The sequence below is a fragment of the Leifsonia sp. Root112D2 genome, assembly GCF_001424905.1.
GTDB lineage: Bacteria > Actinomycetota > Actinomycetes > Actinomycetales > Microbacteriaceae > Root112D2.
Genome location: NZ_LMCU01000001.1, coordinates 2,566,679 through 2,587,881 on the forward strand (window position 1 = coordinate 2,566,679; position 21,203 = coordinate 2,587,881).

General features: G+C 65.4%; 20 protein-coding genes. 18 read left to right on the forward strand and 2 right to left on the reverse strand.

Annotated elements, in window-relative coordinates; translation table 11 throughout:
• The first annotated feature begins 37 nt into the window (after positions 1 to 37).
• Genes lepA through hemW form a run of 4 tightly spaced genes read left to right on the forward strand, consistent with a single transcriptional unit; the run spans position 38 to position 4,350 of the window.
• Complete coding sequence (gene lepA / locus ASC63_RS11940) at positions 38 to 1,888, forward strand: translation elongation factor 4 (RefSeq protein ID WP_055813545.1); 1,851 nt, start codon at positions 38 to 40, stop codon at positions 1,886 to 1,888.
• 5 nt (positions 1,889 to 1,893) lie between these two features.
• Positions 1,894 to 2,541, forward strand: a complete 648-nt coding sequence (locus ASC63_RS11945) for a DUF1990 family protein (RefSeq protein ID WP_055813549.1) — start codon at positions 1,894 to 1,896, stop codon at positions 2,539 to 2,541.
• Positions 2,542 to 2,543: 2 nt separating this feature from the next.
• Positions 2,544 to 3,125, forward strand: a complete 582-nt coding sequence (locus ASC63_RS11950) for a DUF1990 family protein (protein WP_055813552.1) — start codon at positions 2,544 to 2,546, stop codon at positions 3,123 to 3,125.
• Between the two features lie 4 nt (positions 3,126 to 3,129).
• Complete coding sequence (gene hemW, locus ASC63_RS11955; RefSeq protein WP_055813555.1) at positions 3,130 to 4,350, forward strand: radical SAM family heme chaperone HemW; 1,221 nt, start codon at positions 3,130 to 3,132, stop codon at positions 4,348 to 4,350.
• 7 nt (positions 4,351 to 4,357) lie between these two features.
• Here the strand turns inward: hemW and ASC63_RS11960 are convergent, their stop codons facing one another.
• Both ASC63_RS11960 and ASC63_RS11965 read right to left on the reverse strand, forming a co-directional pair.
• Positions 4,358 to 4,738 carry a DUF4870 domain-containing protein gene (locus tag ASC63_RS11960; protein ID WP_055813558.1) on the reverse strand — a complete coding sequence of 127 codons (381 nt, stop codon included), beginning with the start codon at positions 4,736 to 4,738 and terminating at the stop codon, positions 4,358 to 4,360.
• 9 nt (positions 4,739 to 4,747) lie between these two features.
• Positions 4,748 to 5,173 carry a DUF4870 domain-containing protein gene (locus tag ASC63_RS11965; protein ID WP_082487805.1) on the reverse strand — a complete coding sequence of 142 codons (426 nt, stop codon included), beginning with the start codon at positions 5,171 to 5,173 and terminating at the stop codon, positions 4,748 to 4,750.
• A 163-nt stretch (positions 5,174 to 5,336) separates the two neighbouring features.
• Here ASC63_RS11965 and hrcA point away from each other — a divergent pair, with 163 nt between their 5' ends.
• The 14 genes from hrcA (at position 5,337) to ASC63_RS12035 (ending at position 21,102) form a co-directional block, all read left to right on the forward strand.
• Positions 5,337 to 6,359: a heat-inducible transcriptional repressor HrcA gene (gene hrcA, locus ASC63_RS11970; RefSeq protein WP_055813561.1), complete on the forward strand. Its 1,023-nt coding sequence runs from the start codon at positions 5,337 to 5,339 to the stop codon at positions 6,357 to 6,359.
• A gap of 30 nt (positions 6,360 to 6,389) precedes the next feature.
• On the forward strand, positions 6,390 to 7,496 hold the full coding sequence (dnaJ, locus tag ASC63_RS11975) for a molecular chaperone DnaJ (protein ID WP_055815471.1): 1,107 nt from the start codon (positions 6,390 to 6,392) through the stop codon (positions 7,494 to 7,496).
• A gap of 19 nt (positions 7,497 to 7,515) precedes the next feature.
• A complete protein-coding gene (locus tag ASC63_RS11980) occupies positions 7,516 to 8,244 on the forward strand; it encodes a 16S rRNA (uracil(1498)-N(3))-methyltransferase (protein WP_055813564.1) in 729 nt (242 codons plus the stop codon).
• A 20-nt stretch (positions 8,245 to 8,264) separates the two neighbouring features.
• Positions 8,265 to 8,633, forward strand: a complete 369-nt coding sequence (locus tag ASC63_RS11985) for a histidine triad nucleotide-binding protein (protein WP_055813567.1) — start codon at positions 8,265 to 8,267, stop codon at positions 8,631 to 8,633.
• A gap of 43 nt (positions 8,634 to 8,676) precedes the next feature.
• The gene (locus ASC63_RS11990; protein WP_082487569.1) at positions 8,677 to 9,690 is read left to right on the forward strand and encodes a PhoH family protein; all 1,014 of its coding nucleotides are present in this window, start codon (positions 8,677 to 8,679) and stop codon (positions 9,688 to 9,690) included.
• A 3-nt stretch (positions 9,691 to 9,693) separates the two neighbouring features.
• Entirely contained in the window at positions 9,694 to 10,155 is a 462-nt protein-coding gene (ybeY, locus tag ASC63_RS11995; RefSeq protein ID WP_055813573.1) for an rRNA maturation RNase YbeY, read from the forward strand.
• An 8-nt stretch (positions 10,156 to 10,163) separates the two neighbouring features.
• Positions 10,164 to 11,441 carry a hemolysin family protein gene (locus ASC63_RS12000; RefSeq protein ID WP_055813576.1) on the forward strand — a complete coding sequence of 426 codons (1,278 nt, stop codon included), beginning with the start codon at positions 10,164 to 10,166 and terminating at the stop codon, positions 11,439 to 11,441.
• Positions 11,438 to 12,331: a GTPase Era gene (gene era / locus ASC63_RS12005; protein WP_055813579.1), complete on the forward strand. Its 894-nt coding sequence runs from the start codon at positions 11,438 to 11,440 to the stop codon at positions 12,329 to 12,331. The genes ASC63_RS12000 and era overlap by 4 nt, the downstream gene beginning before the upstream one ends.
• A gap of 110 nt (positions 12,332 to 12,441) precedes the next feature.
• The gene (locus ASC63_RS12010) at positions 12,442 to 14,244 is read left to right on the forward strand and encodes a sensor histidine kinase (protein ID WP_055813582.1); all 1,803 of its coding nucleotides are present in this window, start codon (positions 12,442 to 12,444) and stop codon (positions 14,242 to 14,244) included.
• On the forward strand, positions 14,241 to 14,918 hold the full coding sequence (locus tag ASC63_RS12015) for a response regulator (protein WP_055813585.1): 678 nt from the start codon (positions 14,241 to 14,243) through the stop codon (positions 14,916 to 14,918). The genes ASC63_RS12010 and ASC63_RS12015 overlap by 4 nt, the downstream gene beginning before the upstream one ends.
• A gap of 90 nt (positions 14,919 to 15,008) precedes the next feature.
• Positions 15,009 to 15,770, forward strand: a complete 762-nt coding sequence (locus ASC63_RS12020; protein ID WP_055813588.1) for an ABC transporter ATP-binding protein — start codon at positions 15,009 to 15,011, stop codon at positions 15,768 to 15,770.
• Entirely contained in the window at positions 15,767 to 17,182 is a 1,416-nt protein-coding gene (locus ASC63_RS12025) for an ABC transporter permease (RefSeq protein ID WP_055813592.1), read from the forward strand. Before ASC63_RS12020 ends, ASC63_RS12025 begins: the two co-directional genes overlap by 4 nt.
• 120 nt (positions 17,183 to 17,302) lie before the next feature.
• A complete protein-coding gene (locus tag ASC63_RS12030) occupies positions 17,303 to 18,595 on the forward strand; it encodes an alpha/beta hydrolase-fold protein (RefSeq protein WP_055813595.1) in 1,293 nt (430 codons plus the stop codon).
• Positions 18,595 to 21,102 carry a bifunctional lysylphosphatidylglycerol flippase/synthetase MprF gene (locus ASC63_RS12035; protein ID WP_235492232.1) on the forward strand — a complete coding sequence of 836 codons (2,508 nt, stop codon included), beginning with the start codon at positions 18,595 to 18,597 and terminating at the stop codon, positions 21,100 to 21,102. Before ASC63_RS12030 ends, ASC63_RS12035 begins: the two co-directional genes overlap by 1 nt.
• Positions 21,103 to 21,203 lie beyond the last annotated feature (101 nt).

Consider the following 21,203-nt stretch of genomic DNA (forward strand, 5'->3'; position numbering starts at 1 on the left):
AAAGCCGGGCGGTCGAGCATGGGAGAATGGCTGAACCATGTCACCACGAGCTCTGAAGGCCCTTGAGCCCGCCGCGACTCCTCCGGCCCTCATCCGCAACTTCTGCATCATCGCGCACATCGACCACGGCAAGTCCACGCTGGCCGACCGCATGTTGCAGATCACCGGCGTGGTCAGCGACCGCGACATGCGCGCCCAATACCTGGACCGCATGGACATCGAACGCGAGCGCGGCATCACCATCAAGAGCCAGGCGGTGCGGATGCCGTGGCAGCTCGGTGCCAACACCTACGCCCTCAACATGATCGACACACCCGGGCACGTCGACTTCACCTACGAGGTGAGCCGCTCGCTTGCCGCCTGCGAGGGCGCCATTCTGCTCGTGGACGCCGCTCAGGGCATCGAGGCGCAGACCCTCGCCAATCTCTACCTGGCTCTCGAGAACGACCTGACGATCATCCCCGTGCTCAACAAGATCGACCTGCCCGCCGCCGACCCCGAGAAGTACGCCAAGGAACTGGCCAGCCTCATCGGTGGTTCGCCCGACGACGTGCTGCGCGTCTCGGGCAAGACCGGCGCCGGCGTCGAGGATCTGCTCGACCGTCTCACCGAACTCGTTCCCGCCCCGAGCGGCGATGCGGATGCCCCCGCTCGTGCCATGATCTTCGACTCCGTCTACGACTCATACCGGGGCGTCGTCACCTATGTGCGCATGATCGACGGAACGCTGGCGCCGCGGGAACGCATCCAGATGATGTCGACGAGGGCAACACACGAGATTCTCGAGATCGGTGTGAGTTCGCCGGAGCCGACGCCCAGCAAGGGTCTCGCGGTCGGCGAGGTCGGCTACCTGATCACGGGCGTGAAAGACGTGCGCCAGTCCAAGGTCGGCGATACGGTCACTACCGCGTCGAAGCCGGCCACGAAGGCGCTGCCCGGCTACACCGAGCCGTTGCCGATGGTGTTCTCCGGTCTCTACCCGATTGACGGCAGCGACTATCCCGAACTGCGGGAGGCGCTCGACAAGCTCAAGCTGTCGGATGCCGCCCTCGTCTACGAACCGGAGACATCCGTCGCTCTCGGTTTCGGTTTCCGTTGCGGCTTCCTCGGTCTGCTGCACCTGGAGATCGTGACCGAGCGGCTCGATCGCGAATTCGGCCTCGACCTCATCACGACGGCTCCGAGCGTGATCTACCAGGTCACCACGGAGGACAAGAAGACGGTCACCGTCACGAACCCGAGCGAGTTTCCCGGCGGCAAGATCTCCAGCGTGACAGAGCCGATAGTGAAGGCCGCGATCCTGGCGCCCAAGGACTACGTCGGCGTGATCATGGAGCTCTGTCAGGGGCGCCGCGGCACGCTGCTCGGCATGGACTACCTCGGTGAGGACCGGGTCGAGATCAAGTACACGATGCCGCTCGGCGAGATCGTCTTCGACTTCTTCGACCAGCTCAAGAGCAAGACGGCCGGATACGCCTCGCTCGACTACGAGCCGGCGGGAGAGCAGGAGGCCGACCTGGTGAAGGTCGACATTCTGCTGCAGGGAGAGCAGGTCGACGCGTTCAGCGCCATCGTGCATCGTGAGAAGGCGTACGCGTACGGTGTGCTCATGACCGGCCGGTTGCGTGAGTTGATCCCGCGCCAGCAGTTCGAGGTGCCCATCCAGGCGGCGATTGGTGCACGCATCATCGCACGCGAGAGCATCCGGGCCATGCGCAAGGATGTGCTGGCCAAGTGCTACGGCGGTGACATCACCCGCAAGCGCAAGCTGCTCGAGAAGCAGAAGGAGGGCAAGAAGCGCATGAAGATGGTCGGCCGCGTCGAGGTGCCGCAGGAGGCCTTCATCGCCGCGCTCTCCGGTGACGTGGAGAAGAAAGACAAGAAGTAGCGCTGATGCGTCGCTCAACCTTTACGGACGAACCGGTCACCTATGGTGCCGTGGGCGGAACGCAGGCGCCCGATCTGCTCTATTACCCGCCGAAGGGGTACCGCCCGCTGGAGAGATCCGTGCGGTTGGGTAGCGGCACTGAACGTTTCGAGACGGCATCCCGACTGGCGATGACCTGGGGAATCCAGCGTGGCAGCGGCATGCGTGTCGTCGAGACGCACGAGGGTACCGGCGAGCAGTACACGGGGGTGCGCTTCAACGCAGACGGCAGCCCCGCCGCGGTGCAGGGCGGCGGCGATCACGAGGCACGGTTCGGTGAGGACGGCACGCCGTACATCACCAATGGCATGACGGCGGTGCTGAAGATTCCCGTCTGGCCCCTGACCTTCTCGGCGCCGCTTCGCGTGGTGTACGTGATCGACGAGGCTCGGCGGGTGGGCTTCGCCTATGGAACGCTGCACGGGCATCCGGAAAGCGGCGAGGAGTCGTTCGTCGTGGAACACCGCGACGACGACTCGGTATGGCTTGTCGTACGCGCCCTCTCCCGGCCGGCGACCTGGTATTACCGCCTTGTCGCCCCTCTCCTGCGCCTGCAGCAACGCCGATTCACGAAGCGCTATCTGCGGTCGCTGCTGCCGACGCGAGTGGCGTAGGGGTGACACGCGACGAGTTGCCGCTGGAGGCGCGCTCGTTCAGTCGGGGTGTCGAGGGCGTGAGCCGCCCCGACCGCCTTGCCGAGTCCCTGCGGGCCGGATTTCGTGTATTCGAGCGTCGGGTGCTCATCGGCACGGGGAATGATCGCTGGAATTTTGCGCGCAGGGAGGCGCTGAGCTGGGGAATCAAGCGCCGCAGCGGTTTCACGGTCGAACGGCCCGGACGTGAGAACGGCGATGATCGGCGGGTCGTCGCGAGAGACAATGCCTGGATCGCTGTTGCGATCGGACCGGTACGTGTTCGTGAACCCGTGCGCGTGGTCTGGGCCGTTGACGACGAGAGCAGAGCGGGCTTCGCCTATGCAACGCTCGCGGGACATCCGGTCAGCGGAGAAGAGGCGTTCATCGTCGAACGAGGTGCCGATGACACGGTGTGGCTGAGGATACGCTCGGTGTCCCGTGCCGGAGACGGAGCGTGGCGACTGCTCTATCCGTTGCTTCGCCTCGCCCAGGGGCTCGCACGGTCACGATACTTCCGCGCGTTGGCCGGCGTCATCGGCGACGCGCAAAGCGGACGAGAATAGACGGATGCCCTCCGCACTTCCTCTCGGCGACCCGGCACCCTCAGACGGGCTGCTTCCGGCCTTGGCGGCCGTCGGTGCAGACGCCCGCAACTTCGGGGTGTACCTGCACGTACCGTTCTGCCGCGTGCGCTGCGGTTACTGCGATTTCAACACCTATACGGCCACCGAGCTGCGTGGCGCGAAGCAGAGCGACTACGCCGACGAGGCCTCCGAAGAGGTGCGCTTTGCGGCGCGCGTGCTCACAGCGTCCGGGGTGCCCGAGCGCCCGGCATCGACCGTGTTCTTCGGCGGCGGAACCCCCACGTTGCTGCCCGCCGCCGATCTGGCGCGGATGCTCGGCACTGTTCGCGACACCTGGGGGCTCGTCGAGGGCGCCGAGGTGACCACAGAGGCGAACCCCGATTCGGTGGATGCGGCGTACCTGAGGGCGCTGAAGGATGCGGGCTTCACCCGGGTCTCGTTCGGCATGCAGTCGGCGGTGCCGCACGTACTCGCCACACTCGAGCGCACCCACGATCCCGAGCGCGTTCCGCTCGTCGTGCAGTGGGCCAGGGACGTCGGCCTGGACGTGAGCCTGGACCTCATCTACGGCACACCGGGGGAGAGTCTCGACGATTGGCGCATCTCGCTCGAGCACGCCATTGCGCAGCAGCCCGACCACCTGAGTGCATACAGCCTCATCGTCGAAGACGGCACGAAGCTGGCGAGGCAGATTCGCCGGGGCGAGGTGGCGCGGCCCGACGATGATCTCGCGGCAGAGCAGTATGAGCTGGCAGACCGGATGCTGGCCGAGGCCGGATTCGAATGGTACGAGGTGAGCAACTGGTCCACCGGCACTGACCACCGCTCCAGGCACAATCTGGCGTACTGGCAGGGGCACGATTGGTGGGGCATCGGTCCCGGCTCACACAGCCATGTCGGCGGCGTGCGCTGGTGGAACGTCAAACACCCGGCCGCATACGCTGCGCGGATCGCCGGAGGCGAGTCGTCGGCCGCGGGGCGCGAGACCCTCGATGATGAGACGCGTCAGGTGGAGGCGATTCTGCTGCAGACGCGCATTCGTGACGGTTTTGAGATCGCCCGGCTGAACGCATCCGCCCGCCGTGAGGTCGCTTCTCTGATCGCCGAAGAACTCATCGACGCAAAAGCCGCCCTGGCCGGCTCGATAGTGCTGAGCCTGCGAGGGCGGCTTTTGGCCGATGTGGTGGTGCGTCGGCTGACCTAGTGCGGGCTCAGCTCACGAACTTGATGGACATCGGGTAGGTGTATGCCTCACCCTTGTTCGCGGCAACGGCGGCGATGATGCTGAAGACGATGACGACGATACCGACCGCTATCACGACGAAGATTCCGATGATGACGAAGATCAATATGACGCCGATGATCGACGCAATCAACATTGTGAGCTGAAAGTTCAGTGCCGTCGCCGTGTGCTGGCGCACGAACGGTCCGCGATCCTTGAGCACCAGATACCCGATGAGCGCAGGCAGGAAGCCGAAGATGATGCCCCCGAGGTGGATGAGCGTCGCCCAGAGCTTCTCGTCGGCCGGGTTCAGAGGCGCGTTCTGCTGGTACTGGTTCGCGGGAGGCGGCGGTGGAGTGGCGTTTGACATCTCTCGAGGCTACTTGATGAAACGGAAGTTGACCGGGTAGCGGTATGTGCCGCCGCCGTTCACCTTCACGCCGCCGAGAATCGGGAACAGGATCTGTACCACGAGCAGTGCCAGATAGAGCAGGGTGCCGATGAGCCCGCCGATGAGCGGCACGAACAGCAGTATCGAATTCACGATGAGCAGGGCGACCCACGCGATCACCATGGTGATCTGAAAGTTGAGGGACTCCTTGCCTTCCTGGTCGGTCAGACGGCCGCGATCCTTGCCGATGAGCCAGATGATCAGGGGCGGAATCCAGCTGAGCACGCCGCCGAAGTGCGACCACATGGCCCACTGCTTGTCTTCGGCTGCGGTGAATGGTGCGGCGGGAGCGATCGGCTGCTGGGGCTGCCCAGCGGGCTGCTCGTACGGGGGCTGGGCGTTTGGATCGGTCATCATCATGCCTTTCAGACGGATGGTGTGCGAGATCGCACCGCTCGTGCGGTATCCAACAAGGTACTGCCTGTGAAGCAGCCGTGCAACGCTGTTTTTGGTCGGACGCGATATGATTAGCACTCAGACTGACCGAGTGCTAAGCAACGCGGGATCGGAGGGGCGAATGGTTTCGGATCGTAGCCTCGAGGTTCTGCGGGTCATCGTTCAGGACTATGTGGCCTCACGGGAGCCCGTCGGCTCCAAGACCATCGCCGAGCGGCATCCGTTCGGAGTCTCCGCCGCGACCATCCGCAACGACATGGCTGCGCTCGAAGAAGAGGAACTGATCGCGGCACCGCACACCTCGTCGGGTCGGGTTCCGACAGACAAGGGCTATCGGCTGTTCGTTGACCGCCTGGCCGACGTCAAGCCGCTCTCCTCGGTGCAGAAGCAGGCCATCGAGGCCTTTCTCGGCGAATCCGTCGATGTGGATGATGTGCTCGCGCGTACGGTGCGGCTGCTCTCTCAGCTCACGCACCAGGTTGCGCTCGTGCAATATCCCTCGGTGTCGCGTTCGCGGGTGCGGCACATCGAATTCGTCACGCTCGCGCCCCGACGCCTGCTCTCGGTGCTCATCGCCGAGACCGGTGCGGTTGAGCAGCGTGTGATCGAGACGCCCGTGGATGTCGACGACGCTCTTCTCGCGCGACTGCGCGCCTCTTTCAACTCGCTGACGGTCGGGTTGCCGCTGGCGGATGCGGCGGCCGCCCTGCACGAGGTGCACACCGATTTTGCCCCGGGCCACCGCGAGGCGGTCGCGGTGATCGTCGAGACGCTCGTCGACCAGATCGAGGCGAACCGCCAGGAGAAGCTGTTGATGGCGGGTGCGGCCAACCTGGTGCGTACCGAGCACGATTTCACCGGCAGTATCTTTCCCGTGCTCGAGGCCATCGAAGAGCAGGTGATCCTGTTGCGGCTCTTCGGCGAGATGGCCGCCGACCAGCATGGCGTCTCGGTGAGCATCGGCCGTGAGAACGCGCCATTCGGGCTCGCCGAGACATCCGTACTCACCAGCGGCTATTCTTCCTCGAGCGGCATTGTGGCCCGGCTCGGGGTGCTCGGCCCACTGCGCATGGACTATTCCAACAACATGGCGGCCGTGCGTGCCGTCGCCCGTTACCTGTCACGCCTGTTCGGCGAGAACTAAATCACGCAACACGAGAAGGAAATGCCATCTGTGGCCGACCACTATGAAGTTCTGGGCGTCGAGCGCGACGCCTCGCCCGAAGCGATCAAGAAGGCCTATCGCCGTTTAGCGCGTGAGCTGCACCCTGATGTGAATCCGAGTGCGGATGCCTCGGAGCGGTTCAAACTCGTCACGCACGCCTACGATGTGCTCAGCGACCCGCAGCAGCGGCAGAACTATGACCTGGGCGGCGGGCAGCAGGGCTTCGGCGGCCAACAGGGCTTCGGCGGCTTCGGCGACATCTTCGAGACCTTCTTCGGCGGAGGCGGCGGCAGCCGCGGTCCGAAGTCCCGCAAGGAACGCGGCCAGGACGCCCTGCTGCGCGTGGAGATCGATCTCGACGAAGTCATCTTCGGCACGCACCGCGACCTCGAGGTCGACACAGCGGTGACCTGCGAAACGTGTAACGGCAGTTGCTGCCAGCCGGGCACAGCCCCTGTCACCTGTGACATCTGCCACGGCACCGGGTCGATCCAGCGGGCCGTGCGCTCACTGCTCGGCAATGTGATGACCTCGAGCCCGTGCGGCACCTGCCGTGGTTACGGCACCGTCATCGCCACGCCCTGTGCCACCTGCCAGGGCCAGGGACGGGTGCGCGCCCGTCGAACGGTTCCCATCGACATCCCTGCCGGTGTCGAAACCGGGCTGCGACTGCAGATGCCCGGCAGTGGTGAGGCCGGCCCCGCGGGCGGCCCGAACGGAGATCTCTACCTGGAGATGAAGGTTCGCCACCACGACATCTTCAGCCGCGACGGCGACGATCTGCTCGCCACGCTCGAGGTCGAGATGACGGATGCGATCCTCGGCACGAGCGCCACGGTGAAAGCCCTCGACGGGGATATCGAGGTGGAGGTGAAGCCGGGCACCCAGAGCGCCGAGGTGCTCACCATCAAGGACCGTGGCGTCACGCACCTGCGTGGCAGCGGACGGGGAGACCTCAAGATCGGTATCCAGGTGATCACGCCCTCCAAGCTGGACCACCGTGAGCGCGAGCTGCTCAAGCAGTTCGCTGACGGCCGCAAGCAGCAGGCGCCGGCGCTGGCGCAGTTCCAGCAGGGGCTGTTCGCCAAGTTGCGGGACCGCTTCCTGCGCGTCTAGCAGGCTGCCTGTAGCGGATATGAGTTCCCTCTTTCTGCGTGACGACCTCGAATCGGCGGATGTCGGTTCCCGCGTCTCGCTGCTCGGCGCAGAGGCCAAGCACGCCGTCACCGTGAACCGCACCCGTCTCGGCGAGGCGGTCTCCATCGGCAACGGGCGTGGACTCGTGGTGAGCGGGTCTGTTGTGAGTGCGTCGCCGGCGGAACTGGTGCTGCAGGTCGCGGAGGTGCGGCACATTCAGAAGGCCGAGATCGGCATCCATCTTGCGCAGGCGCTCGCCAAGGGGGGCCGCGACGAGATGGCGGTTCAGGCGGCAACCGAGCTCGGCGTCGATGGAGTGATTCCCTGGGCGGCGGCACGCTCGGTCTCCCGCTGGGAGGGCGCCAAGCTCGACCGCGGGCGCGAGAGATGGACCAGTATCGTGCGCGAGGCGACAAAACAGTCGATCCGGGCGTGGCTGCCCGAGGTGCATGCTCTTGAGAGCACGGCGCAGCTGGCCGGGCGGGCATCCGCACAGCGTGTTGTCGTGCTGGAGCCGACCGCATCGACGTCACTGAGCGCGATAGTGCCGGATGGCCGGCAGATCGTTCTCGTGGTCGGGCCAGAGGGTGGCATCTCACCGAGTGAGCTCGAGGCCTTCGCCGCGTCCGGTGCGGAGGCGATGTGTCTCGGTTCCGGCGTTCTGCGCACCTCCACGGCGGGGCCGGCCGCTCTCGCCGTGCTCAACGCGGCGCTTGGGCGCTGGTGACGCCACGTTAAGATAGTCGTATGGCCGAGGACGAGCGTTCGATATTCACGCGGATCATCGCGGGGGAGATTCCCGCCGATGTCGTGTTCGACGGTGAGCGCGTCATAGCGTTCCGCGACATCAATCCGCAGGCGCCTGTGCATCTGCTCGTCGTGCCCAAGACCGAGAAGTACCGCAACGTCACCGAGCTCGCCGCGGGCGATCCAGAGCTTCTCGCCGAGATCGTCTCCGTGGCGCAGCGGCTCGCCGACGAGCAGACGAACGGCGAGTACCGGCTGATTTTCAACACGGGCGCCTCGAGCGGGCAGACCGTCTTCCACGTGCACGCCCATTTGCTCGGTGGCGGCACCGACGGCGCTCTGAGCGAGGGAACCCTTGGCAAGCTCTGAGGTACCGCCGAGCGAAGCCCGACTGCACGTCGACGGCGTCGAGATGGTGCGCCTGCTCGGACCGCAGGATCGACTGCTGACGACCATCGAGAAGCAGTACCCTCTTGTCTCCGTGCTGGTGCGCGGCAACGAGATCACACTCAGCGGTGATGCGACACAGGTGGATGCCGCCTCCCGGCTCATTGGCGAGCTGCTCACCCTCGTGCGCGGCGGGCAGGAGATCGCCCCCGATGACGTGGCGTCGTCGGCGCGCATCCTCGGCACGGGCGACGGGCAGAGCCCCGCCGACGTGTTCGGGCAAGCGATCCTGAGTTCGCGGGGCAAGAGCATCCGCCCCAAGACGCCCGGGCAGAAGCAATACGTAGACGCGATAGACAACAACACCATCGTCTTCGGTATCGGCCCGGCCGGAACCGGCAAGACCTATCTCGCCATGGCCAAGGCCGTGCAGGCGCTGCAGCGCAAAGAGGTCGAACGCATCATTCTCACCCGGCCCGCGGTGGAGGCCGGCGAACGTCTCGGCTTTCTGCCCGGCACTCTCACCGACAAGATCGACCCCTATCTGCGCCCGCTCTACGATGCTCTCAACGAGATGATGGACCCCGAGATCGTGCCCAAGCTGCTGGCGGCAGGCACCGTTGAGGTAGCGCCGCTGGCGTACATGCGTGGACGTACGCTCAACAACTCCTTCATCGTGCTCGACGAGGCGCAGAACACCACGCCGGAGCAGATGAAGATGTTCCTGACCCGGCTCGGGTTCGGCTCGCGCATGGTGGTCACCGGCGACATCACGCAGGTGGACCTGCCGACAGCGGCCAGCGGGCTGCGGCTGGTGACGCGCGTGCTCGATAACGTCGACGACATCCACTTCGCCCGGCTCACGAGCGACGATGTGGTGCGGCACAACCTGGTCGCTCGCATCGTGGATGCGTACACCGAGTACGACGCGCAGCGTCAGGCCCAGCACTATGAGCGGGAACAGGCGCGTGAATTCGCCAACCGAACCGAACGGCGTGCGGGAACTCCGCGCGACCGGCTGCCGAAACGAGGGCGCTGAAGAATGTCGATCGAAGTCAACAACGAATCGGCGATCGCCGTTGATGAGGCGGCGCTGCAGCGTCTTGCCGTGTTCGCACTCGACGTGATGCACGTGCATCCGGATGCCGAACTCGCGATAGTGCTGGTCGACGAGGCGGCCATGGAGCAGTTGCACGTGCAATGGATGGATGAGCCCGGCCCGACCGATGTGCTCAGCTTTCCCATGGACGAACTGCGGCCGGGCACCGAGGAGCAGCCGACACCGGCAGGACTCCTCGGCGACATTGTGCTGTGCCCCCAGGTGGCGCAGGCGCAGGCCGAAACGGCCGGCCACGGCACGATGGACGAGTTACTGCTGCTCACGACTCATGGTCTGCTGCACCTTCTCGGCTTCGATCATGCCGAGCCCGAGGAGGAGAAGGAAATGTTCGGCATTCAGCGCGACATCCTCGTCGGCTTCGCCATGAACGAACGACGACGTTAGCAAGAGCCATGCTCGTTGCAGTGGTGTTCATCGTCGCCCTCCTGCTGGTCGCCTTCGGCGGACTGATGGCCGCGGTCGATGCGGCGATCTCGGTGCAGTCCCGCGTCGACATCGCCGAGCTGGCCGAAGGCTCCCGCTCCGCGCGGTCGCTCACGGCCATCTCCGCAGATCCAGGCGCGCACCTCAACGCCATCAGCTTCATGCGCATCACCGCGGAATCGACGGCAGCCGTGCTGGTGACCCTGGCCTTCTCCACGCTGCTGGAGCAGTGGTGGCTCACGCTCATCCTCTCCGCGCTGATCATGACGGGCGCCTCTTTTGTTCTGGTCGGTGCGAGCCCGCGCAGCGTCGGTCGCATGCACTCGCGGGCGGTCTTGCGGCTGACAGCGCCCCTTGTGCACGCGCTGCGCGTTTTGCTCGGGCCGCTCGCCGATGCCCTCGTGAGTCTGGGCAACAGGGTGACGCCGTCGCGGGCGCGGTCGTCGGTGGTCGCATCCGAGGAACAATTGCTCAGCATCGTCGACGAGGCGACGGCGCTCGATGTGCTCGAGGAGGACGATCGCGAACTCATCCATTCGATCTTCGAGTTCAACGAGACCGTCGTGCGTGAGGTCATGATTCCCCGAACCGACATGGTGACCATCGACGCATCCGCCTCGCTCGAAACCGTCATGGGGCTGTTGCTGAGCAGGGGGATCTCGCGCATTCCCGTCGTGAACGGCGACCCGGACGACGTGACGGGTATCGTGTATCTGCGCGACGTGGCTCGCCGCAGCTTCGAGCGGTCGAGCGACTCCGCCGAGGTGACGGCAGGATCGCTGGCGAGGACGGCGCTGTTCGTTCCCGAATCGAAGAAGGCGGATGCTCTGCTGCGGCAGATGCAGCTCGAATCCAACCATCTCGCGATGGTCGTCGACGAGTACGGCGGCATCGCCGGATTGGTCACGCTGGAAGACCTCATTGAGGAACTGGTCGGCGATATTTCCGATGAATACGACCGCGACGTCGAGCTCGTTCAGCAGCTTGGTGATGGGCGCTATCGAGTCAGTGCGAGACTGGCTGTAGACGAACTCGGCGAATTGTTCGGCCTGGAGCTCGACGATGACGACGTGGATTCGGTCGGTGGCCTGTTCGCCAAGGTTCTCGGGCGCCTGCCGATTCCCGGCTCGGTGGTCAGTACCGATGGATTGATTCTGACGGCCGAGCGCACCGAGGGGCGGCGCAAGCGGCTCAGCACGGTGATAGTGCAACGAGAGACGAGCAACGTGGGAGAACAAGAACAATGAGCAGTTACCGTGCGGGGTTCGTATCGTTCGTCGGCCGACCGAATGTCGGCAAGTCCACACTCACGAATGCCCTGGTGGGCGAGAAGGTGGCCATCACGAGTTCCAAGCCGCAGACCACCAGGCGCGCGATCCGCGGAATCGTGCATCGCACGGGCGGCCAATTGATTGTGGTCGACACCCCGGGCATCCATCGTCCCCGCACCCTGCTCGGCGAACGGTTGAATTCGCTCGTGCAGTCGACGCTCGCCGATGTCGACGTCATCGGACTGTGCGTTCCGGCCAATGAGAAGATCGGTCCGGGCGACCGCTTCATCAACGAACAGTTGGATGCCTTTCCGCGGGCCAAGAAGGTGGCCATCGTCACCAAGATCGACGCGGCCAGCCGACCGGCGACGGCGGGGCAGCTGCTGGCGATCTCGCAGCTGCGCGAATGGGAGGCGATAGTTCCGATCTCGGCGACCAGTCACATCCAGCTCGACACGCTCACCTCCGAGCTGATCAAGCTGCTGCCGACCTCGGAGCACGCGCTGTACCCGGCCGATGCGATAACGGACGAGTCGCTCGAGTCGCGCATTGCCGAATACGTGCGCGAGGCCGTACTCGAAGGGGTGCAGGACGAACTGCCGCACTCGCTGGCGGTTACCATCGACGACATCGTGGAGCGCGACGACAAGGAACTCGTCGAGGTGTACGCGAACTTGTTCGTGGAGCGTGACAGCCAGAAGGCGATAGTGATAGGAAAATCGGGCGGTCGCCTGCGCGACATCGGCGTGCGTGCCCGTCCTCCGATCGAGCAGCTTGTCGGCAAGCAGGTCTTCCTCTCGATCAGGGTCAAGGTTGCCAAGGACTGGCAGCGCGATCCGAAGCAGCTGGGGCGCTTGGGGTTCTAGTCGCTGCGTGAGCGGCTGGTCGGTCCCTGCGCGTGTCGAAGGCTACATCCGAAGAATGATTTCGGATGCCTGCGGCGTCCCTCTGCGCCCTCACCACATACGGTTGAGGGGTGTTGGAGAGACTCATACCCTTTCGCTGGCTGCTGGAGCCGGTCATCGGAGTGCTCTTTCTCACGCTGTGGCTGCTGGCCCAGCTCGGTCAGGACGTTCGAGGCACCATCACGATGGTGTTTCTCTGCGGTGCCATCGCACTCTCGCGCATCGCTCCATCGACGGCGCTGGGCATTGCGGCTCTCGGGGTGCTGCTCGACCTGATCGATGTCGTCGCTCTTCCCACCAGTGGTCAGTGGTGCGGGTACCTCGCTCTGCTGCTCGCGGTGACCGGCATCGTCTCGCACGGGCGCCCCGTCACGCGATGGCTGGCTCTCGCGGGCGCACTGCTTGTAGGCCCCATCGGCGCGTACCTCCTGCTTTTCGCGGCCGAATCGAGCATTGTTCCCGCCGCTCCCGGTGGGGCGGGCGCGCTCGTACGTACCGTGCTTGTCGTGCTCATGCTCTCCATCGGCCAGGTGATGGCGTGGCTGCTCGGCTTCGTCGTCGGTCGTCAGCGCCTCACCCAGCGCTCGGCGGGCTCATCCGTGCTGGTGTGGCTGGCCCAGTCCGGGGGCGCCGTCACCCCACAGGCCGCCCCGGGAAGCGACGAGCCGGTGCTCGTACGTCGGCTGAGCCGCACGCAACTGGTGCTCGACGTGGTGATAGCCGCGGCGTTCTTCCTGTTGGCCGCAGTGGGAGTCTTCGGTCAGAGCGCTCACGCTCTGCTCGTTCTGCTCGGCTTGAGCATTGCCCTCGCCCTGCGCAGGCTGTCCCCACCCGTCGCGCTGGGCGTCGCCTGGTTCTCGGCGATAGGACAGATGCTCGGCGGGGGCGGCATTACGCCGGGCGATGTCGCGATTCTTGCCGTGTTATATGCCACCTCGGCATACGGGGATCGAATCACGCGTTGGGCGGGCCTGATCTCGGCCGGCGTCGGTGCGATAGTCGCCGCGTTGTATCTCACGCTCACGAGTGCGCTCTCACAGACGATGTTCTCGGCAGTCTCAAGTCGGCTCGGCGAGTTGGCGCTGCAATTCGTCTTCCTTGCCGTCGTCAGCGCCACGGTACTGGGCCTCTCGTGGGTGCTGGGGCTACTCGCCCGCACCTGGCGAAATGCGCGCGTGAGCAGGCGCGCGCAGATTGCGGCGGAGGAGCAGCGGCAGAGGGCTCAGCAGAGCGTGGTTGTCGAGCAGGAGCGCAACCGCATCGCGCGTGACATGCATGACGTTGTCGCGCACTCACTCGCGGTGGTGATAGCCCAGGCCGATGGCGCCCGATACGCGAGGCACGCCGACCCGGAATCGGTGGATGAGGCCCTGAAGACCATCTCGACGACAGCGCGCGAGGCGCTCGGCGATGTGCGGCTGCTGCTCGGGGAACTGCGGCACAGCCAGGGATCGGGCCCTCAGCCCGGAATCGACGATCTTCAACGGCTCCTCGAACAGCTGAACCATGCCGGTTTGCCGGTAGCGTTCACGCAGGAGGGGGTGCCGACGCCGTTGGGCGGCGGACTGCAGATGGCGATCTATCGCATCGTGCAGGAGGCGCTCACGAATGCCCTTCGACACGGAGACACGAATGAGGAGGCACAGCTGGTGATCGACTGGAGGCAGGACGGCGTGAAGCTCACGGTGATCAACAGAATGCCGCTGGTGCCGGCACTGCCGAGCGGCGCGCGCGGCGGGCACGGCGTACCGGGCATGCGCGAGAGAGCCACCCTCGCCGGCGGCTGGCTGAGCGCCGAGCCGGGCAACGGCCTCTTCACGGTGAGCGCGTATTTGCCCTCGGCCGTCGGCCCGCACCCCGGGACGCTCGCGTGAGCGCGGCGGCAATCACGGTTGCCCTCGTCGACGACCAGGCGCTGTTTCGCGCCGGAATCCGCATGCTGGTGAGCTCCCAGCCCGACCTCGAATTCGTCGGCGAAGCGGGAAACGGCGTCGAGGGCGGGCAGCTTGTGGAACGGGTCGCGCCGGATGTCGTGCTGATGGACATCCGAATGCCCGTCATGGACGGAATCGCTGCAACCGAGTCGATCATCGCCTCGGCCACGCGCCGGGGGGTCGACGCGCCACGCATCATCGTGCTCACCACCTTCGATCTGGACGAGTCTGCGGCGCGTGCCATTCGCGGTGGTGCGAGCGGCTTCGTGCTGAAGGATGCCGAACCCGAGTTTCTACTCGCAGCCATCCGCACCGTGCACGCGGGCAACGCGGTGATTGCCCCCGGTGCGACACGGGAGTTGTTCGAACACTTTTCGAGAACACCGGCGGCCGCCACGCCAGCGGTACCCGCCGAATACGGCGCGCTGACGGCGCGCGAGCGGGAGATATTCTCGCTTGCCGCGCGTGGCCTGAGCAACGCGGAAATCGCGGGCGCGGAGTACCTCAGCGAGGCGACGGTCAAGACGCACATCAGCCGCATTCTCAGCAAACTGTCGCTGCGTGATCGCGTGCAGCTTGTCGTCTACGCCTTCGGGCATGGTCTCACGGGCTGATCGCCATTCCAATGCAGTCATTCGCAGGAGTGACAAGGATCATCACCCAGCCCGATTCGCCTCCCACCGTCTGATTTCTAGCGTGGGAGCATGGAAATCAGCACAGTAGACATCGGCCTTGTTGCACGCGTTGCAAATGCCACCAAATCCTATGGGGTCGGCGCGAACGCCGTGACGGCCCTCGACGACGTCTCAATCGGCATCCGCAGCGGTGAATTCACGGCAATCATGGGTCCGAGCGGCTCCGGCAAGTCGACTCTCATGCACATCATGGCCGGGCTCGATACGGTCAGCAGCGGGCGGGTGTGGCTCGGCGACACCGACATCACCGGCATGGGAGACCGTCAGCTCACGGTGCTGCGTCGGCGTCGAGTCGGCTTCGTGTTCCAGTCGTTCAACCTCGTACCGACGCTGGATATCGAGGGAAACATCATGCTTCCGTTCGAATTGGACGGGCGCAGGCCTTCAGCCGCCGAACGCGAGTGGGTCGACCACCTGACGGGCACCCTCGGCCTGTCGGACCGGCTGCGGCATCGCCCGCACGAACTCTCCGGCGGGCAGCAGCAGCGCGTGGCCATCGCGAGGGCTCTCGCCACCAAGCCCGACCTCATCTTCGCCGACGAGCCCACCGGCAACCTCGACTCGCGCACGGGCCATGAGGTGCTCGCGTTGCTCGCCGCCGCGAGCACGAGCTATGGCCAAAGCATCGCGATGGTCACGCACGACCCGATTGCGGCCAGCCATGCCGATCGCATTCTGTTCCTGGCCGACGGCCGGGTGGTCAATGAGCGTGCGCGCTCCAGCGCCGAGGACATCTCCGGATACATGCTGGCGATGGAGCGCCGCTCATGAGCCGCGGATTCGCCTCACTGGCTTCGGGCGCCCGGGAACACCGGGCCAGCATTCTCGTCTCCGCCCTCAGCTCGGCGTTCGGCGTGACGCTGCTGCTGGCCACGGGGGTGCTGTCAACCTATATTGCGCAGGATTCCGTCGGAGAACACGGCTCCGTGCAGCTCATGCTCACGATCGTCGCCATGGTCTTCATCGTGATAGCCGTCTACGTCGGTGCCATCGTGACGACCAACACCTTTGCCACGATCATTGCCGGCCGCACACGCACCATTGCACTGCTGCGGCTGATCGGGTCGAGTGCGGCTGCTCAGCGTCGCGCTGTCGCGGGCGAGGGCTTTCTCGTCGGTGTTCTCGGTTCGCTGACCGGGGCGGCCGTCGGCGTCATCGCCACGATGATCGGGGTAGCGATCCTGGTCTCTTCCGGAACGCTGCCCGATCTGTCATACAGCTTTGTCTCGCCGCTTCTTGTGCTGCCGGTGGTCATAGTGATCCTGAGCACGTGGCTGGCATCCTGGATCGGGTCGCGCCGGGTGCTCTCGGTCAGCCCGATGCAGGCCACGGGTAACGCCGAAGAGCCCAGTCGCGAGCAGAGCGTGGGGCGCACGGGCCGCAACATTCTCGCGATAGTGCTGATGGTGATCGGCTTCGGATTTCTGGCACTGGGCATCATGATCGGGCTCGTCTCGCCCCTTGGCGTGTTAGTGGGACTCGTCGGCGGTGTCGTCTCGTTCACCGGCCTGGTGTTCGGCGCGCACCTCGTGATGCCCCCGGTACTGCGGTTCACCGGTTCGCTACTCGGCAGATCGGCGCCGGCACGCCTGGCGGCGGCCAATGCCGTGCGCTACCCGGAACGCAGCTCGCGCACGACCATCGGGCTCGTCATCGGCGTCACGCTCATCACCATGTTCGCCGTTGCTGTGCAGAGCTATCGCACCATCGTGTTCGCCGGAGCGGCCAATGACCCCGAGCTGTACCAGGGGACCGGCCAGGTGCTCGATATCACCACCTCTGTCTTCTCGGTGCTCATCGGTTTCTCGGCGGTGATAGCGGCCGTCGGCATGATCAACAATCTCTCGCTCAGTGTGCTGCAGCGCTCGCGTGAACTGGGGCTGCTGCGGGCGCTCGGCTTCAGCGGCGGTCAGGTACGAGCGATGATTCTGGCGGAGAGCGTGCAGATGACGGTGGCCTCGGTGCTGGCCGGGCTCGTGCTGGGGGTCTTCTATGGCTGGGCGGGCGCACAATCCCTGTTGGGCTCCATTCAAGGGGGGCCTGGATTGGTGGCCCCGAGTGTGCCCTGGCCTGTCGTGGCGCTGGCGGTTGTGGGCGCAGCGGTGCTTGCGGTGTTGGCATCCGTAGCACCGACCAGACGGGCGACGCGTGTCTCTCCGGTTGTCGCGCTCGCCGTTGAATGAGAAGAAGCTGAACATTCGACAGAGAGCCCCCGTGAGTTGTGGACGTGAAGGCTATCCGTAGGCTGAGAAGCATCGTGCAGCCCGAGAATGGAGTTTCCGGTCCGTGAAAGGTTTGCCCCGATGATCGCTGGTCTGCTCGCCCTCAAGATAGCGTCCACCGCTTTTCTCATCCCGCTGGATGTCGCGGCAGCGGTCCTGTTCGTCTATCTGCTGGTGCGCATGCCGCCACGTCGGCTGCTGCTGCAGTCGCTTGTCGCTCTCGTGCTCGGCGCCATTGTCGGATACGTGACGTGTTGGCTCCTTGCCGATGTGTGGGATGTGTTCGGGGTGCCGTTGACTCTGGTGACGCGCATCTGGGCGATCCTTGCCTTCGTCGGGGTCTTCGTGGCTGTTGCCAACCTGTGGGGGAGCCGCTGGTGGCGCAAGGTCATCGCGGTGCTTGCCGTGCCGATCTTTCTTCTCACGTCTGCGGCAGCCATCAACGTCGACTTCGGTGCATACTCCACGGTGAAAGAGGCGATGGGCCTGACCGCCTATCGCGCGCTGGCCCATCACGAGGTGGCGGGAAAGTCCGGGGTGATGGATCCGCATCTGGGCGCCGACTGGAGAGCACCGGCGGGAATGCCCGACGCAGGCACGGTGGGAGCGGTGACCATCCCTGCCACCATTTCCGGGTTCAAGGCACGAACCGCGGACGTCTACTTTCCGCCGGCGGCGCTCGTTGCGCATCCGCCGGTGCTGCCGGTGCTCGTGCTCTTCGCAGGACAGCCAGGCCACCCGAGCGACATGCTTCTGGCCGGAAAGGCGACCGCTGACCTGAACGCGTTCGCCGCCGCCCATCACGGTCTCGCCCCGATTGTCGTGGCGCCCGATCAGCTCGGTTCTCCCGACCGCAATCCGATGTGCGTTGACTCGCCGCTGGGAAATTCGGAGACGTATCTCACGGTGGACGTGCCGAAGTGGATCAAGAGTCACCTCAAGGTCAGCTCGAGTGCCAGATACTGGGCGGTCGGCGGATTCTCGCAGGGCGGCACCTGTGCCACACAGTTTGGCTTTGGGCATCCGAATCTGTTTGGGTCGGTCATTGACATCTCGGGCGAGATCGCACCGACCATCGGCGCGGCGACCGTGGCGAAAGGCTTCGGGGGCTCCGCGGCCGCCTACGACGCGGCCAAGCCGCTCACACTGTTGGCGCGCCATGCGCCATATGCCGACAGCTGGGCCTTTTTCGGAGTGGGGGCACTCGACGCGAAATACACGCGGTACGCGCTTGCCCTGCAGGACGGGGCGAATGCCGCGGGAGTGACCACGACGCTGACCCGTTCCCCGAACACCGGTCACGACTGGAATACCGTGAGGTATTTGCTGAAGCTCGCCATCCCCGCTGTCTCTACGCGCCTGGGCCTGGGCTGATGAGCATGCGTGCTCGGGTGCATCCGACGCTCGGGTTCCTCGGAAACCTGGTGCGCACGCATCCGTTTACGTCGAGCTATGTGCTGGTGCTCATCGTCATCGCCGCCGCGACGCCGGCGTTGGCCCAGCGGCATCATGGCTACCGGCTCGGTGTGGGTACCGGCTATGAGCCCTTCATCGAGCAACATCAGTGGTGGACGCCGCTGACCAGCTTCGTCTTCACCAATACGGCGGCGGAACTCGTACTCGTTCTCGCGGTCGCGGCCATCGTCGTCGGCGTGGCGGAGTCGCTCATGGGGTGGCGCCGTACGCTCATCGCGTTCGTGGTGACGGGAGTCGCCGGAACGGTGGCGGGCATCGGCCTGCAGGCACTGGGAAGTCACGGCAACGAACTGTGGTCGCACCGGGTGATAGAACTGGCCTCGCTCGACCCCCTGACCGCCATCGCCGGCACCATCATGACGGCGAGCGGATTCGCCAGTGTGCTGTGGCGACGCCGGATCCGCGTGCTGACCCTTCTCATCTCCCTCGTCTTTCTGCTCTACTCGGGCCAGCCGTCAGACCTCTACCGGCTGCTCGCCGTGCTCATCGGCCTGCTGCTCGGCATGGTGATGCGCTCGCAACGGCATGTGCTGGCGTGGACCCGCAGCTCCCATCACGAGATTCGGGTACTGATGGCGTCAGTGGTGGCGATCTCGGCCATCGGCCCCGTCATTGCGTTGCTCGCCCCCACGCGCTTTGGCCCGCTGGCGCCCGTGGCCATGCTGATCAGCGACAGCGTTCCCGATGCGGGGGGAGTGCTCAACATGTGCCGTGTGACGGATGTGACGAGCAGCTGTCTGCGCGATCTCACCCTGGAGCGCATCGACAGCCCCGGAGCGGTTCTCGTCTCGATCGTGCCGCTCATTGCGCTGCTTCTGGCCTCATACGGGCTCGTGCGCTCGAGGAGGTTCGCCGTGTGGCTCGCGGTGGCGGTGAACCTGTTTCTCACCGTTCTCGGCGCTGTCGCGTTCGGGCTGTTCCCCGCGCCGGGATCGCGGCCCGGCCTGGCCCACACTCCCGCGCGGTACTGGGAGGTGGCGTTGGCTCTCATCGTGTCGATGCTGCTGCCGCTGCTGATAGCCATCGCCCTGGTCGTCTTGCGCAGGCACTTCACATTGCTGGCGTCGCGGCGTCGCATCCGGCAATACGTGCTGACCGTGATCATCGCGGGCGCCGGCCTCGCGGCGGTGTACGTCGGGGCGGGCTGGGCCGTGCGCGATTCGGCGTTCACGCGCGCGGTCAACCTGGGCGACCTGCTGGCGGACGTTGCCGAACGCTTCGTGCCCCTCGGCTTCGTTCGGCACGCGCCAGTGGATTTCTTGCCGAACACTCCGCTGGGGTTTGCCCTGTATCACGGTGTCGGCGCGGTCTTCTGGGCGATAGTGGTGCTGGCCGCGATTCGACCCCTGCTCGACACGCCGGCGCGCGAGCACGGTAGTGACGTCGCACGCATCCGCACCCTGCTTGAAACCGGCGGGGGCGATGCGCTGTCGTTCATGGCCACCTGGCCGGGTAACTCCTACTGGTTCGACGCCGCGGGAGACACCGCCGTCGCCTATCGCGTCGTGGGTCGAGTGGCGCTCACCGTGGGCAGCCCGTTTGGTTCGGCGGCCTCGACGGAGAAATCTATCGGTCGATTTGCGCAATTCTGCGATGACAACGATTGGATCCCGGTCTTCTACAGCGTTCCGAGCGAACTCAAGCAGGTGTTCGACTCGATGGGGTGGGAGAGCATGATCGTGGCCGAAGAGACCGTGATCCGGCCCCGGGAGTGGAGCACCACCGGCAAACGCTGGCAGGACGTGCGCAGCTCCATCAACCGTGCCCAACGCGCGGGCGTTCGTGCCGTGTGGTCCTCGTATTCCGCTCTCTCCCTGACGCAGTCGGCGCAGCTGGCTGAGATGTCAGAACAGTGGGTGGCCGAGAAGGAACTGCCCGAGATGGGCTTCACGCTCGGTGGACTCGACGAACTGCGCGACCCTGCGGTTCGCCTCATGCTGGCCGTCGACGAGGCGGGGTTGGTCGAGGGCGTCACCAGTTGGCTGCCCTCGTATCGAGACGGTGTGGTGATCGGATGGACCCTCGACTTCATGCGTCGTCGCCCCGACGGCATCAACGGGGTGATGGAGTTTCTCATCGCCTCTGCTGCAGAGCGAATGCGCGACGACGGCATCGAATTCATGAGTCTCTCGGCCGCCCCCTTGGCGCACACGGGGGGCGTCACCAGCGACGCGGCGTCCTTCACCGACCGCATTCTCGGCTACCTGAGCACGTCGCTGGAACCGGTCTACGGTTTTCGTTCCCTGCTCTCGTTCAAGCGAAAGTTCCAGCCCGAGTTTCACCCGCTGCTCATGGCGTATCCGGATGCCGTCGCGCTTCCGACGATAGGCCTGGCACTCGCGAGGGCCTACCTGCCGACCGTCTCCATCGCGGAGGCCGCCACGCTGGTGCGTGGCCGCGCGTAGGGTGCGTCCCGCCGGGAAGGCGCGGCGCGCATCCGCTGGTGGTATTCTCTATTTTGTGCCGTACGGTTTGCTCCTCCTTAGCTGCCGCGACGAGTCCTAAT